Annotated in this window: 12 protein-coding genes and 2 pseudogenes; 9 read left to right on the forward strand and 5 right to left on the reverse strand. The window is 71.1% G+C overall.

Going from position 1 to position 14,090, the window contains the following annotated elements; translation table 11 throughout:
• Positions 1-35: 35 nt before the first annotated feature.
• Positions 36-137: pseudogene (locus tag ACWGH4_RS18100) on the reverse strand (TauD/TfdA family dioxygenase); the annotation flags it as partial.
• A 199-nt stretch (positions 138-336) separates the two neighbouring features.
• On the opposite strand from ACWGH4_RS18100, the gene ACWGH4_RS18105 reads away from it, so the two are divergent.
• Complete coding sequence (locus ACWGH4_RS18105) at positions 337-3,006, forward strand: SpoIIE family protein phosphatase (RefSeq protein ID WP_453461682.1); 2,670 nt, start codon at positions 337-339, stop codon at positions 3,004-3,006.
• A 171-nt stretch (positions 3,007-3,177) separates the two neighbouring features.
• On the opposite strand, the gene ACWGH4_RS18110 is transcribed toward ACWGH4_RS18105, so the two are convergent.
• The 3 genes and pseudogenes from ACWGH4_RS18110 to ACWGH4_RS18120 form a co-directional block, all read right to left on the reverse strand.
• Positions 3,178-3,831 carry a TetR/AcrR family transcriptional regulator gene (locus tag ACWGH4_RS18110; protein ID WP_453461685.1) on the reverse strand — a complete coding sequence of 218 codons (654 nt, stop codon included), beginning with the start codon at positions 3,829-3,831 and terminating at the stop codon, positions 3,178-3,180.
• Between the two features lie 25 nt (positions 3,832-3,856).
• Positions 3,857-5,203, reverse strand: coding sequence for a phenylacetate--CoA ligase PaaK (gene paaK, locus ACWGH4_RS18115; RefSeq protein ID WP_453461688.1), 1,347 nt, complete (start codon positions 5,201-5,203; stop codon positions 3,857-3,859).
• Positions 5,200-5,446, reverse strand: a pseudogene (locus tag ACWGH4_RS18120) (phenylacetic acid degradation protein PaaD); the annotation flags it as partial. The gene paaK and the pseudogene ACWGH4_RS18120, both read right to left, overlap by 4 nt.
• A gap of 102 nt (positions 5,447-5,548) precedes the next feature.
• Between ACWGH4_RS18120 and paaN the strand changes: the two are divergent.
• From paaN to paaE, 7 genes are all read left to right on the forward strand, one after another.
• Complete coding sequence (paaN, locus tag ACWGH4_RS18125) at positions 5,549-7,258, forward strand: phenylacetic acid degradation protein PaaN (protein WP_453461690.1); 1,710 nt, start codon at positions 5,549-5,551, stop codon at positions 7,256-7,258.
• A complete protein-coding gene (locus tag ACWGH4_RS18130; RefSeq protein WP_453461693.1) occupies positions 7,258-8,481 on the forward strand; it encodes a thiolase family protein in 1,224 nt (407 codons plus the stop codon). The genes paaN and ACWGH4_RS18130 overlap by 1 nt, the downstream gene beginning before the upstream one ends.
• 147 nt (positions 8,482-8,628) lie before the next feature.
• The gene (gene paaA / locus ACWGH4_RS18135; protein ID WP_453461696.1) at positions 8,629-9,615 is read left to right on the forward strand and encodes a 1,2-phenylacetyl-CoA epoxidase subunit PaaA; all 987 of its coding nucleotides are present in this window, start codon (positions 8,629-8,631) and stop codon (positions 9,613-9,615) included.
• Positions 9,612-9,905 (forward strand): 1,2-phenylacetyl-CoA epoxidase subunit PaaB, encoded by a 294-nt coding sequence (gene paaB, locus ACWGH4_RS18140; RefSeq protein WP_441264725.1) that lies wholly within the window; start codon positions 9,612-9,614, stop codon positions 9,903-9,905. Before paaA ends, paaB begins: the two co-directional genes overlap by 4 nt.
• 9 nt (positions 9,906-9,914) lie before the next feature.
• On the forward strand, positions 9,915-10,745 hold the full coding sequence (gene paaC / locus ACWGH4_RS18145) for a 1,2-phenylacetyl-CoA epoxidase subunit PaaC (RefSeq protein WP_453461700.1): 831 nt from the start codon (positions 9,915-9,917) through the stop codon (positions 10,743-10,745).
• A complete protein-coding gene (paaD, locus tag ACWGH4_RS18150) occupies positions 10,739-11,245 on the forward strand; it encodes a 1,2-phenylacetyl-CoA epoxidase subunit PaaD (RefSeq protein ID WP_453461703.1) in 507 nt (168 codons plus the stop codon). Before paaC ends, paaD begins: the two co-directional genes overlap by 7 nt.
• On the forward strand, positions 11,245-12,366 hold the full coding sequence (gene paaE, locus ACWGH4_RS18155; RefSeq protein WP_453461706.1) for a 1,2-phenylacetyl-CoA epoxidase subunit PaaE: 1,122 nt from the start codon (positions 11,245-11,247) through the stop codon (positions 12,364-12,366). The genes paaD and paaE overlap by 1 nt, the downstream gene beginning before the upstream one ends.
• Positions 12,367-12,514: 148 nt before the next feature.
• Here paaE and ACWGH4_RS18160 read toward each other — a convergent pair whose 3' ends face one another.
• The gene (locus ACWGH4_RS18160) at positions 12,515-12,952 is read right to left on the reverse strand and encodes a glutaredoxin domain-containing protein (RefSeq protein ID WP_453461709.1); all 438 of its coding nucleotides are present in this window, start codon (positions 12,950-12,952) and stop codon (positions 12,515-12,517) included.
• A gap of 332 nt (positions 12,953-13,284) precedes the next feature.
• Between ACWGH4_RS18160 and ACWGH4_RS18165 the strand changes: the two genes are divergently transcribed.
• The gene (locus ACWGH4_RS18165; RefSeq protein ID WP_453461711.1) at positions 13,285-14,022 is read left to right on the forward strand and encodes an SAM-dependent methyltransferase; all 738 of its coding nucleotides are present in this window, start codon (positions 13,285-13,287) and stop codon (positions 14,020-14,022) included.
• Positions 14,023-14,090: the final 68 nt, after the last annotated feature.

Consider the following 14,090-nt stretch of genomic DNA (forward strand, 5'->3'; position numbering starts at 1 on the left):
GCACGTGCTCGTGCCCGGCGGCCCCGGGCTCAGGCCGCGACGGTCACGCGGTGGAGCAGGCGCGGCAGGGTGCCGTAGTCGTCGGGCGCGTAGTGCTGGGTGATGCGGTTGGCGAAGAGGACGAGGTCGCCCGGCGTCCGGCCGAGGAGATCGCGGGATTCGGGCTGCCCCCGGTGCGCCGCCTCGTTGTTCCTCGGCGCCGTAACGGGGAGTGCGGCCTGTGCGGCTCTGCTCACGCGCTCGACGACACGGTGGAAATAGATCTTCCGGGTCACCTTGCGCCGTGGCCTGCCGCGGCCGACGGTGACAAGGCAGACCGCATGGTACAGATGAGGAATGGTCTGGGTAGCCGGCCGATCACGCCGGCGCGCAGCGTTGAGATTGCGCAGTGTCGCCGCCCAAGTATTCGCCCTGCTGGTGGCGGTCGTGACGCTGCTCTTCGCCGGGGCGCTGGCGGCGTTCGTGTGGAATGCCCGTCAGCAGAGCGAGGACGAGGCGCGCAAGCGCGTGCTGACCGTGGCCGAGGCCTTTGCGCGCTCGCCCGGAACGCCGGCCGCCCTCAGGTCCGACGACCCGAGCGCGTCCTTGCAGCCCCGTGCCGAGGAGGCTCGGCGGCTGGCCGGCGTGGACGTCATCGTCGTGACGAGCCCGCAGGGCATGCGCCACACGCATCCGGATCCGCGCCTGATCGGGAAGCTCTACTCGGGCAGCGTCGAGCGGGCAGCGGCGGGTGAGACGTACACGGAGCTCGAGAAGGGGCCGCTCGGAGCGACCATGCGAGGGTTGGCGCCGGTCAGGAATGCCGACGGCTCGGTGAGCGGCATCGTCGTGGCGTGGATCAACGTCGAGAACGTGTCGGGGCAGGTCAACCGCCAGCTGCTGTTCCTGCTCGCCTCCGCGGGCTGCGCACTGGCCGTCGCCACCGGCGGGGTCGCACTGGTCAGCAGGCGGCTGCGGCGCCAGACCCACGGTCTGGGGCCCATTGAGATCACCGGCCTGTACGAGCACCACGAGGCGGTTCTGCACTCCGTACGGGAGGGCGTCCTCATCATCGACGACGAGCGCAGGTTACAGCTCGCCAACGACGAGGCACGGCAGCTGCTCGAGCTGCCGCCGGACGCACAGGGGCGTCCCGTCACCGATCTCGGTCTCGACGCGCCCATCGCCGAACTGCTCGCCTCCGGCCGTCCGGCGACCGACGAGATCCACCTCGCCGGGGAACGGGTGCTGGCCGTCAACGTCCGGCCGACGCAGCGGCACGGACGCCGGTACGGCAGCGTTGCCACGCTGCGCGACACCACCGAGCTGCGCGTGCTGACCGGAAGGGCCGACGTGGCCCGCGGGCGTCTGAGGCTGCTGATCGACGCCGGTACGAGGATCGGCAGCACCCTGGACGTGACGCGGACCGCGGAGGAGCTGGCGGAGGTGACGGTCCCGCGGTTCGCCGACTTCGTGACCGTCGATCTGGCGGAGTCCGTCCTCGTCGGTGAGGAACCCCCCACCGGCAGCACGGAGATGCGCCGGACAGCGGCCGCCGGGATCCGCGGCGACAGCCCCCTCCTCCCGGTGGGCGAGCAGGTCAGCTACATGCCGTCGACACCGCAGACCCGGGGCTTCGGCGGCGGACAGGCGGTGCTCGAGCCGGATCTTCGCGCCCCGCGAGGGCCGGCCCAGCATCCCGAGCACGGCTCGAGAATCCTCGACTACGGCATCCACTCGCTCATCACCGTCCCGCTCCGCGCCAGGGGAGTCACCCTGGGCGTGGTCACCTTCCTGCGATCGGAGAAGCCGGAGCCGTTCGAGAACGATGATCTGGCCGTCGCGGAGGAGCTTGTCGCCCGCGCAGCGGTTTGCATCGACAACGCTCGGCGCTACACCCGGGAGCACACGACGGCTGTGACCCTGCAGCGCAGTCTGCTGCCTCGCGGGATGCCCGAGCAGGTGGCTGTGGAGGTGGCGTACCGCTACCTGCCCGCACGCGCCGGTGTCGGCGGGGACTGGTTCGACGTGATTCCGCTGTCCGGCGCCCGCGTGGCCCTCGTCGTGGGCGATGTCGTCGGCCACGGCCTGCACGCCGCCGCCACCATGGGCCGCCTCCGCACCGCTGTGCACAACTTCTCCGCGCTCGACCTGTCCCCCGACGAACTCCTGACCCACCTCGACGATCTCGTCGGCCGCCTCGACCACGACGCGGGCGCGTTGGACGGTGGGAACGGCATCATCGGCGCCACCTGCCTGTACGCCGTCTACGACCCGGTCTCTCGGCACTGCACCCTGGCGCGTGCCGGCCACCCCCTGCCCGCTCTGGTCCATCCGGACGGTGCGGTGGAGTTTCCCGAGCTGCCCCCGGGGCCGCCCCTCGGCCTGGGCGGCCTGCCTTTCGAAACCGCGGTGCTCGAGATCGCCGAAGGCAGCCAGCTGGTCCTCTACACCGACGGGCTCATCGAAGACCGCCGTCGCGACCTCGAGGTCGGACTCGAACAGCTGCGCCGCGCACTGGCCCATCCCGACCGCCCGCCCGAGCGGACGTGCGAAGCAGTGATGAGCGCCCTGCTGCCTGCCGACCACGACGACGACATCGCGTTGCTCGTGGCGCGTACCCGTGTGGTGGCCGCGGAGCAGACCGCAGGCTGGGACGTGCCCGTCGACCCGACCGCCGTCGCCGGCATCCGCCAGGCCGCCGTCCAGCGACTGACCGAATGGGGGCTGGAGGAGGCCGCCTTCACCACGGAGTTGGTGCTCAGCGAGCTGGTCACCAACGCCATCCGCTACGGCGCCGCCCCCATCCACGTTCGACTGCTGCGCGACACCACCCTCATCTGCGAGGTCTCCGACGGCAGCAGCACCTCTCCCCACCTGCGCCGCGCCGCGATCACGGACGAGGGCGGGCGTGGGCTGTTCATGGTGGCCCAGCTCACCGAGCGGTGGGGCACCCGCTACACGCCCAGGGGCAAGGTGATCTGGACGGAGCAGCCGTTGCCCGGTGCGACGCCCGGAACGCCGTAAGGGCGACGTGCGATCGAGTGCGTCGACGCGGCACGGGTGGCGGCCTTCTGGGGCACGCTGCCGGAGCGCCCGCACGGACCGTCCGAGCCGGTCGCCACAGGGCACCGGGGCAGCAGCAATGGGATCGCGTGGGAGCAGGCGTCGGCGTGAGACCTCCGGTCGTCCGGACCCTCAGCCCCGGACCCTCCCGGAGACCGGGCCGGGATCGACGGTCTCCCGTTGGCTGAGACCGTCGAACAGTATGGCCGTGAGGGCGTCGGCCAGGGTCGTCACCGGGAGGTCTCCGTCGGGTCGGTACCACTCGATGAGGGAGTTCACGGTGCCGAACAGCAGGCGACTTGCCAGGTGGGGATCGATGTCGTCGCGTACGCCTCCCTCGGCCGCGGCGCTGATGACCAGGCCGGCGACCCTGTGGTCGAACTCGCGCCGCCGCGCGAGGGCATGCCGCTCGGTGTCGCTGTTGCCATGGATCCGCAGCAGCAGGGTGACGTAGGGCAGTTCCGAGGCGAGCACCTCGACGCTGCGTCGTACGACGTGCCGCAGCCTGGCCGTTGCCGAGGTGCCCGCCGGCAGCTCCTCGTCCAGCACGGCGAAGAGCGAGTCCAGAGCACGGGTGACGGCGAGGGAGAGGAGCTCCTTCTTGCCGGAGACGTGGTGGTAGATGCTGGACTTGCTCAGGCCGAGGCGCCGGGCAAGATCCTCCATGCCGGTGCCGTCGTAGCCGCGCTCGTTGAAGACCGCGACCGCGACTTCCAGGAGGGAGTCACGGTCGTAGGCGGGTCGCTCCCCGCGCCGTGCGGGAGGTCCGGTGGGCGTGCTGCTCATTCGCCCATTGTCGCAAGGCGGCAGGTCACGCCTCACGCTCATCCTTGATCCGGCGGAGTTTGCCGAGGGAACGCTCCAGGGTCTCGGGCTCCACGATCACGACCTCCACACTCACGCCGACGCCGTCCTTCACGCCCTTGGCGATCGCGCGGGCGGCCGCCTCGCGCTGCTCCGGTGCCGTGCCCGTCCGGGACTCCACGCGGATGGTCATGTGGTCCATCCGTCCCCGTGTGCTCAGCAGGATCTGGAAGTGCGGGGCGACGCCGGAGGTGCGCAGCACCACCTCCTCGATCTGCGACGGGAAAACGTTCACGCCACGCAGGATGATCATGTCGTCGGAGCGGCCGGTGATCTTCTCGATACGGCGGAAGCCGGGACGGGCGGTGCCGGGCAGCAGCCGGGTCAGGTCCCGGGTGCGGTAGCGGATGACCGGGAGCGCCTCCTTCGTCAGCGTGGTGAAGACGAGTTCACCGTGCTCGCCGTCGGCGAGGACGTCGTCCGTGATCGGGTCGACGACCTCGGGGAGGAAGTGGTCCTCCCACACGTGCAGGCCGTCCTTGGTCTCCACGCACTCCTGCGCCACGCCCGGGCCCATCACCTCGGACAGCCCGTAGATGTCGACGGCGTGGATGCCCATGCGCTCCTCGACCTCACGGCGCATCGCCTCGGTCCACGGCTCCGCCCCGAAAATGCCCACCTTCAGGGAAGTGGCGCGCGGGTCGACGCCCTGGCGCTCGAACTCGTCGAGCAGGGTGAGCATGTAGGAGGGGGTGACCATGATGATCTCGGGTTGGAAGTCCTGGATGATCTGGACCTGGCGGGCGGTCATCCCGCCGGACGCGGGGATCACGGTGCATCCGGCCCGCTCGGCGCCGTAGTGGGCGCCGAGGCCGCCGGTGAACAGGCCGTAGCCGTAGGAGATGTGGACCTTGTGCCCGGGACGGCCGCCGGCGGCGCGGATCGACCGGGCGACCACGTCCGCCCAGGTCGACAGGTCCCTCTCGGTGTATCCGACCACCGTCGGCTGACCCGTCGTGCCGCTGGAGGCGTGGATGCGCCGCACCTCGGACGTGGGAACGGCGAACATGCCGAAGGGGTACGTGTCGCGCAGGTTGGCCTTGGTCGTGAAGGGGAACCGGGCCAGGTCGGGCAGCGTCCGGCAGTCGTCGGGCGTCACGCCGGCCTGGTCGAACTTCTTGCGGTACAGCTCGACGTTTTCGTAGGCGTGCCGCAGTGTCCGGCGGAGGCGGTGCAGTTGGAGGGCTTCCACCTCCTCGCGCGGCATCCGCTCGGCATCGTCCAGCAGCTCCGCCGGAAGGGGTTCACCGTGGCGGGGTCGGGCATCCACCGGTGCGGTCCGTTCGCTGGTCATTGCGGCTCCTCGCATTCCTTGCTCCGGACGCCGCGGCCGCGGCCGCGGAACTCCGCGATCACTGTCCCGCCGCGCACGGCGCTCACCTCATAGATGCCGCTGCCACCCGAATCGGGTGATCTCCCGCGCACCGGCCGTCGGCACGTCTTGTTCGTAGGCGGGCGCCACGCACGTGACATCCCCTCCGGAGGCGACGGTGACCGGTCCGTGGCTGTTCCAGGCACAGGCGAAGGCGGTGTCGGCAGATCACGACTTATACCATCTTGTATACCGACCGAACATTCGGTTAGCGTGCGGCAAGGCCAGTAATTCAAGCCACGCCAGGGCCTGTCAAGAGGGAGTCATATGCATCACGCAGTCACTGAGGCGCCCGACCTCTTCGCGCGCCATCGGACCCTGCTCGAGCGAGCGGTGGCCGCGACGGAGAGCCGGGAGCACTGGACGTCCTATCCCGAGTCGCCCAGCAAGTCGGTGTACGGCGAGGAGGCCGCGATCCTCGGGGAGGCGGCCTTCCGTGAGCAGATCGGCAGGCCGTTCGACCTGCCCGGACATCCAGCGGAGGGGCGCGTGGCGCCCGAGGAGCAGTCCCCGTACGGCTTCCCGCTGGGCATCAGCTACCCCCGGCTCTCGCCGGCCGCGGCCGTGGCCGCGGCCAAGGAGGCCACCGCGTCCTGGCGCGCCGCCGGCCCCGACACACGCGCCGGAGTCGCCGCGGAGATCCTCGCCCGGCTGAACGCGGCGAGCTTCGAGAACGCCCACGCCGTGCAGCACACCACGGGCCAGGCGTTCGTCATGGCCTTCCAGGCGGGCGGCCCGCACGCCCAGGACCGTGGGCTGGAGGCCGTCGCCTACGCGTGGGCGGCGCAGAAGAAGCACCCGGCAGCCGCGCGCTGGAGCAAGCCGCAGCGCAAGGGCGGTGCGCTGGAGCTGGACAAGAAGTTCAGCCCCGTCGGCCGCGGCGTCTCGCTGCTCGTCGCCTGCAACACCTTCCCCACCTGGAACGGTTACCCGGGCCTGTTCGCCTCGCTCGTCACCGGCAACCCGGTCGTGGTCAAGCCGCACTCCGGTGCGGTGCTTCCCCTGGCGATCACCGTGCGCATCGCCCGCGAGGTGCTGGCCGAGGCCGGCTTCAGCCCCGATCTCGTCCTGCTGGTCGTCGAGGAGCCGGGCGGCCGGGACGCCGCGGCTCTCGCCCTCCACCCGGACGTGCGGATCGTCGACTTCACCGGTTCCACCGAGTTCGGCGACTGGCTGGAAGGCAACGCGCGCCAGGCAGTCGTGTACACGGAGAAAGCCGGCCTGAACACGGTCGTGCTCGACTCCACCGACGACTACCGCGGCCTGCTGGGCAACCTCGCCTTCTCGCTCTCCCTGTACAGCGGGCAGATGTGCACCACCCCGCAGAACCTGCTGATCCCGCGCGAGGGCATCGCCACCGACCAGGGCCCGCGGACGGCGGACGAGTTCGCCGCCGACCTCGCCGCCGCCCTGGACAAGCTGCTCGCCGACCCCGCGCGCGCCGCCGGCACACTGGGCGCGATCGTCAACGACGGTGTACGCGACCGGCTGAAGGGCGCCGCCGACGTCGGCCGTACGGTGCGCGCGTCGACGTCCGTCGCACACCCGGAGTACGCCGAGGCCGACGTGCGGACCCCGCTCGTGGCGCGGCTGGACGCGGAGACCGACCGGGAGACGTACACACGCGAGTGGTTCGGGCCGGTGTCCTTCGTGATCGGCACCGACTCCACCCGGCACAGCCTGGACCTGTTCCGGGCGACGGTGCGCGAGCACGGGGCGCTGACCGCCGCCGTCCACTCCACCGACGAGGACGTGCTGGTCGCCGCCGAGGAAGCCGCGCTGGACGCCGGTGTCCACCTCTCCGAGAACCTCACCGGCCAGGTCTTCGTCAACCAGTCCTCCGCCTTCAGCGACTTCCACGGCAGCGCCGCCAACCCGGCGGCCAGCGCCACCCTCTCCGACGAGGCCTTCGTGGCCGGCCGCTTCGCCGTGCTGCAGTCCCGTCGCCCCGTCGTCACCGGCGAGGAGTCCGCCTGATGTCCGAAGAGGTCTATCTGATAGACGGGGCGCGCACCCCGCAGGGCCGCTACGGCGGAGCCCTGGCGTCCGTCCGCCCCGACGATCTGGCGGCCCTGGTGGTCGGCGAGGCCGTGCGCCGCTCCGGCATCCCAGCCGAAGCCGTGGACGAGGTGATCCTCGGCGCGGCCAACCAGGCCGGCGAGGACAACCGGGACGTGGCCCGTATGGCGGTGCTGCTGGCCGGGCTGCCGCACACCGTGCCCGGCTACACCGTCAACCGGCTCTGCGCCTCGGGACTGACCGCGGTCGCCTCGGCCGCCCAGGCGATCCGCGCCGGCGAGGCCGACCTGGTCGTCGCGGGCGGCGCGGAGTCCATGACCCGCGCACCCTGGGTGATGCAGAAGCCCGGGACCCCGTGGGCCAAGCCGGGAGAGGTGCAGGACACCTCACTGGGCTGGCGGTTCACCAACCCCCGCTTCACGGCCTGGGACCGGGCCGTCCCCTCCGGCGCCGGACCCGACACGGTGAAACACACCCTGTCGATGGGCGAGACCGCCGAAGAGGTCGCCGTGCTCGACGGCATCACCCGCGCCGAATCGGACGCCTTCGCGCTGCGCAGCCACCAGCGGGCCGTCGCCGCCCAGGAGGCGGGGCGCTTCGACCGTGAGATCGTTCCCGTCCCGGTCAAGGACGGCGAGGTCACGCGGGACGAAGGCCCCCGCCCCTCGACCACGCTGGAGAAGCTCGGCACGCTCCGCACCATCTTCCGCGAGGACGGCATCGTCACCGCCGGCTCCGCCTCGCCGCTGTCGGACGGCGCCGCCGCCCTGGTCGTGGCGAGCGCGGCGGCCGTGGAGCGGTACGGGCTCACCCCGCGGGCCCGGATCGTGACCTCCGCCTCGGCCGGTGTCCAGCCCCACCTCATGGGGCTCGGACCGGTCCCCGCCACCGAAAAGGTTCTTGCCCGCGCCGGCCGGCAGACCGCGGACCTCGACGCCGTCGAGCTGAACGAGGCGTTCGCCGCCCAGGCCCTCGCTGTGATGCGCCGTCTCAAGCTGGACGAGGACAAGGTCAACGCCGACGGCGGCGCCATCGCACTGGGACATCCCCTCGGCTGCTCGGGCGCCCGCATTCTGCTGACCCTGCTGGGGCGTCTGGAGCGGGAGGACGCCCGCAGGGGTCTGGCGACTCTCTGCGTCGGCGTCGGCCAGGGCGTCGCCATGCTGGTGGAGAGGGTGTGAGCGCCATGGCCCACGAGATCCGGTCACCCACCTTCACCGGGGAAAACGGCGTTCAACGGAATTGAAGGCACTCCGGCACTTGCCGGAACCCGGGAACCTCGGCATATCATCGACCGAACGAATGGTCGGTAGGGATCGGTGGTACAGATGACTGCACAGCAGGCCGGCTCGTCGGCCGGAATCGACGCTCCCCCCGCGCTGCAGGAGCACTTCGAGTCGACGATCGCGCGGGACCAGCGGATCGAACCGCGCGACTGGATGCCCGAGGGCTACCGGAAGACGCTGATCCGACAGGTGGCGCAGCACGCCCACTCGGAGATCATCGGCATGCAGCCGGAGGGGGACTGGATCACCAAGGCGCCGTCCCTGCGGCGCAAGGCGATCCTGTTCGCCAAGGTGCAGGACGAGGCGGGACACGGCCTGTACCTGTACTCGGCGGCGGAGACGCTGGGCGTGGACCGCGCGGATCTGACCGAGCGGCTGATCGAGGGCCGCCAGAAGTACTCGTCGATCTTCAACTACCCGACCCCGTCGTTCGCCGACGTCGGCGTGATCGGCTGGTTCGTGGACGGCGCGGCGATCTGCAACCAGGTGCCGCTGTGCCGCAGCTCCTACGGGCCGTACGCGCGGGCGATGGTCCGGATCTGCAAGGAGGAGTCCTTCCACCAGCGGCAGGGCTACGAACTGCTGATGACGATGATGCGCGGCACCGAAGCGCAGCGGGACATGGTGCAGGACGCGGTGAACCGCTGGTGGTGGCCGTCCCTGATGATGTTCGGCCCGCCGGACGACAGCTCGCCCAACTCCGCGCAGTCGATGGCATGGAAGATCAAGCGGCACAGCAACGACGAACTGCGCCAGCGGTTCGTCGACATGACCGTCCCGCAGGCGGAGAAGCTCGGCGTCACCCTGCCCGACCCGGAGCTGCGCTGGAACGCCGAGCGCGGCCACCACGACTTCGGCACCCCCGACTGGGACGAGCTGATGAGGGTCATCAAGGGCGGCGGCCCGTGCAACGCCGAGCGGATCCAGCGGCGGCGCGCCGCGCATGAGGAAGGCAACTGGGTGCGGGAAGCCGCTGCCGCGCACGCGGCCAAGCAGGCGGCCCGCGCGGAGAAGGGAGTCGCGGCATGACCGGCGAGAAGCGGGACTGGCCGCTGTACGAGGTGTTCGTCCGAGGCAAGCGCGGGCTGAATCACGTCCATGTCGGCTCGCTGCACGCGGCCGACGACCGGATGGCGCTCACCCACGCCCGGGACCTGTACACCCGGCGCAACGAAGGCGTGTCCATATGGGTGGTGCGCAGCGAGCACATCGCCGCCTCCACCCGCGACGAGAAGGACCCGTTCTTCGAGCCCAGCGCGGACAAGGTCTACCGCCATCCGACCTTCTACGACATCCCCGACGACGTCCCCCACATCTAGGAGCAGGGCATGAGCGACGACCACGTCTACATGACCCTCGCCGAGGGCCATGAGGACGACACCCGGTGGGCCTACGGCACCGGCTTCGAGGACCCGTTGCACGGCGTGGACACCACCGTCCCGGACGGCGTCGACGCCGCGGAGCTCGCCGCGCTGTGCGTGGCTCTCGGTGACGACGCGCTGGTGAGCGCCCAGCGGCTGGCGGAGTGGACCACCCGGGCTCCTGAGCTGGAGGAGGAGGTGGCGCTGGCCAACATCGGCCTGGACCTGCTCGGGCAGGCCCGCCTGCTCTACTCGCGCGCCGGACAGGTCGACGGCACGGAACGCGGCGAGGACGCCTACGCCTACTTCCGTGACCCCGACGACTTCCGCAACGTGACCCTGGCCGAACTGCCGGGCGGCGACTTCGCGTTCACCATGGCGCGGCTGCTGGTGCTGTCCAGCTGGCGGCTGGCCCAGTTCGTGGGGCTCACCGACTCGCCCGACCCGGTGCTCGCGGCCGTCGCGGCCAAGGGCGTGAAGGAGCTGACGTACCACCGCCAGTACGCGGCCGAGTGGGTGGTACGGCTCGGTGACGGTACCGAGGAGTCGCACCGCCGTATGCAGGACGGGCTCCAGCAGGTGACCGCGTACCTGGACGAGCTGTTCGACGCCCACGACGCCCGGGACGAGGTCCTCGCCGTGCTCCGGCAGATCGCCGACGCGGCGGGTCTCGCCCTGCCGGAGACGACGCCGGCCGCCGAGGGACCGGGCCGCCAGGGCCGGCACACGGGCCATCTCGCCCCGCTGCTCACAGAGCTGCAGTCCGTGGCGCGTGCTCATCCGGAGGCGACATGGTGACCGCACTCACGCAGGCCCGGCACATCGCCGAGCAGGTACCGGACCCCGAGCTGCCCATGCTCACCCTCGCGGACCTCGGTGTACTGCGCGAGGTCGAGGTCGGCGACGACGGAACGGTCGTCGCGAGCCTCACCCCGACCTACTCCGGCTGCCCGGCGATGGCCGAGATGCGGGCCGGGGTGGCCGCGAGGCTGAAGGCCGCCGGTTTCGCGCGTGTGGAGGTCCGCACGGTGCTCGACCCGCCGTGGACCACGGACTGGATCACCCCCGAGGGGCGGCGCAAGCTCGCCGAACACGGCATCGCGCCGCCCGGCCCGGCACCGCGCCACGCGTCCGGTCCGGTACCCCTCACGCTGTCGCCGGTGCGGCGCCAGGTGGTGTGCCCGCGCTGCGGCTCGGCGGACACCGAGGAGAGCTCCCGGTTCGGTGCCACCTCGTGCAAGGCGCTGTGGCGCTGCCGCGCCTGCCGCGAGCCGTTCGAGTACGTCAAGGAGATCTGATGGCAGACCTGTCGGCCCTCGCGGGCGCGACCCCCGCCCCCGGGCGCCGCAACACGCGTCGTCGCCCGGCCTTCCACCCGCTGCGGGTGGCTTCCGTGCAGCGGCTGTGCGAGGACGCGGCGGCGGTGAGCTTCGACATCCCCGACGAGCTGGCAGAGGAATTCGCCTTCGCGCCCGGCCAGTCGCTCACCCTTCGCCGCCAGGTGGAGGGGCGTGACGAGAGGCGCTCGTACTCGATCTGCTCCCCGGTCGGCACCCGGCTCCGCATCGGCGTGCGTGTGGTGCCCGGCGGGCTCTTCTCCTCCTGGCTGGTGGACGAGGTCGGGCCGGGGGACGTCGTAGAGGTGAAGGCTCCGACCGGGCTCTTCACCCCGGACCTGTCCACGCCCGGTCATCATGTCCTCGTCGCGGCCGGCTCGGGCATCACTCCGATGATGTCCATCGCGGAGTCGGTCCTCGCCGCCGACGACCGCTCCCGCGTCACCCTGTTCTACGGCAACCGCCGCACCGACTCCGTGATGTTCGCCGACGAGCTGGCCGACCTGAAGGACCTCTATCCCGACCGTTTCCAGCTCGCGCACGTGCTGTCCCGAGAGCCGCGCGAGGCGGAGCTGCTGACCGGACGGCTGGACGCCGAGCGGCTGGCGGCCCTGATCGACGGGCTGGTCGACGTGTCCGGGGCCGACCACTGGTGGCTGTGCGGACCGCACGGCATGGTCCTGGACGCCCAGAAGGTCCTGGCCGGACTGGGTGTCCCCGACGAGCGGATCCATCAGGAACTGTTCTTCGCGGGTGAGGAGCCGGCCGCACCGGTACGCCGCGAGGACCGCGGGCCCGACGGACCGGTCAGCACGGTCACGGTCGTCCTCGACGGCCGCTCCACCTCCTCCCCGCTGTCGCGTGAGGAAACCCTCCTCGACGCGGCCTCGCGGGTGCGGCCCGACCTGCCGTTCGCCTGCAAGGGCGGCGTCTGCGGCACCTGCCGGGCCCTGGTCACCTGCGGCGAGGCGGACATGCGCCGCAACTACGCGCTCGAACCGGCGGAGGTCGACGCGGGTTACGTGCTGACCTGCCAGTCGTTCCCGGTCTCCGACACGCTGACCGTCGACTTCGACAGCTGAAGCGAATGGCCGACCCTCGTCCGGAGGGCGCGGGCGGTGCGGGCTCGCGCGACGATCGTGCGTCGGCAGACGGGGGCCGAGCCGACAGGACCGTCCGCGGTGGCCGGGGCCGCACCCGCGGACGTCTGCGAGAGAATGCCCCTCCTGCTCACGCGTGCCGGGAGAGCTGTTCCTGTACCCACGCAGGATCAGGGTTGGTGTGCGGCCGGCCCGCCACGACGACGGTCGGCACGGTCTCGTTGCCGTCGTTGGCTGCCCTCACCGCTGCCGCGCCGGCAGGGTCACGCCAGATGTCGACCCAGTGCAACCGGCGGGCGCCGCGGCCCAATCGGATGCGCAGTCGCAGACAGTACGTGCAGCCCGGCCTCCAGTAGACGACCGGCCGGCCGTCGACCGCGCTGCGGCGTTGTGCCTCCGCCGCACTGATCGACCTGGGGAAGACCAGAGGCGAGTTCACGCCTGCGAGCAGGACGAACACCAGCAGGAATCCTGTGGCCGAGCCGGGGGCCCCGTTGAACATCTGCCAGGCCGCGACGACTGAGCCGCAGAGCACCAGCAGCACCGGCAGGATCCAAGCGCGCGTCATGAGGGCGAAGACTACCGAGGAGCCGCAATGCTCCTCGAAGACGCCATCTCGTGGGCGTTCTACTGGCGTTGAGGCTCCCTCGTCGGACTTGAGGTGCATCAGACCTTCGGTGCCCGCGCGCAGCGGGTCGCCACCCGCGCGGAACCGGCACGCGAACACGCGAACTCGTCGCTGTGCAGTTGGGTTTGACGCCGCTGGTCATGCGCGTGACCGCGGGAGCTGTCGCGGGGCTCGGCGCCACTCGGCGGGGCACGGCCCATGAGCGTGAGTGGCAGGCGGTTCACCGAGAAATGGAGGTGCGCACGGACTTTCGGCGGTGTCAGGCTGCGCCGGTGAACCGAGAACGAATGTCCAGAATCGCTCATGCCGATCATCCGATCAAGTCTCCCCTCGACGACGATTCGGTGCGCGAACTGCTCGAGCGCGGGATATCCCGACCCGACGCGCATGTGCTCGATCTCGGCTGCGGAGGAGGAGAGTGGCTCCTTCGCGCCCTGTCCACCAACCCTCGATTGCGTGCCGAGGGCGTCGACATCTCCGAAGACGCACTGGCACAAGCCCGCGAGGCCGCGAGCAGCCTCGGCGTCCAGGAACGCCTGGTGCTCCACCACGAGGCAGCCGCCGACTTCGTCTCCGCGCACTCGTTCGACCTGGTGCTCAGCGTCGGCGCCGCCCACGCCTTCGGCGGTCTGCTCCCCACTCTCGCGGCGGCACGCAAGCATCTGGCTCCGGGCGGTCGCGTCCTGGTCGGTGACGGATTCTGGGAGAAGGAGCCTTCACCGGAAGCCGTTGAGATGCTCGGCGACTTCGCCGACCTGGCGACCACCTTGGACCGCGTGGCCGCTGACGGGTGGACGCCCGTCCATGGCCACGTCAGCACCCGCCAGGAGCTGGACGATTACGAATGGGCATGCTGGGGGTCGATGGCTGCCTGGGCCCTGGATCACCCTGATGATCCGGACAGTGCCCGGCTTCTCTCGACAGCCGCCACCCGCCGCTCCGAATGGCTGCGCTCCTACCGGGACAGCTTTGGCTTCGTCTGCCTGGTCCTGCGCCGGACCTCCGACTGATCTGACCGGTCCCGCCGCAGCCGGCGGGAGCCGCGGCCCTGACACAGCCACCCCGCGTCGGCGCGACC

The organism is Streptomyces sp. NPDC054847 (genome assembly GCF_053610925.1).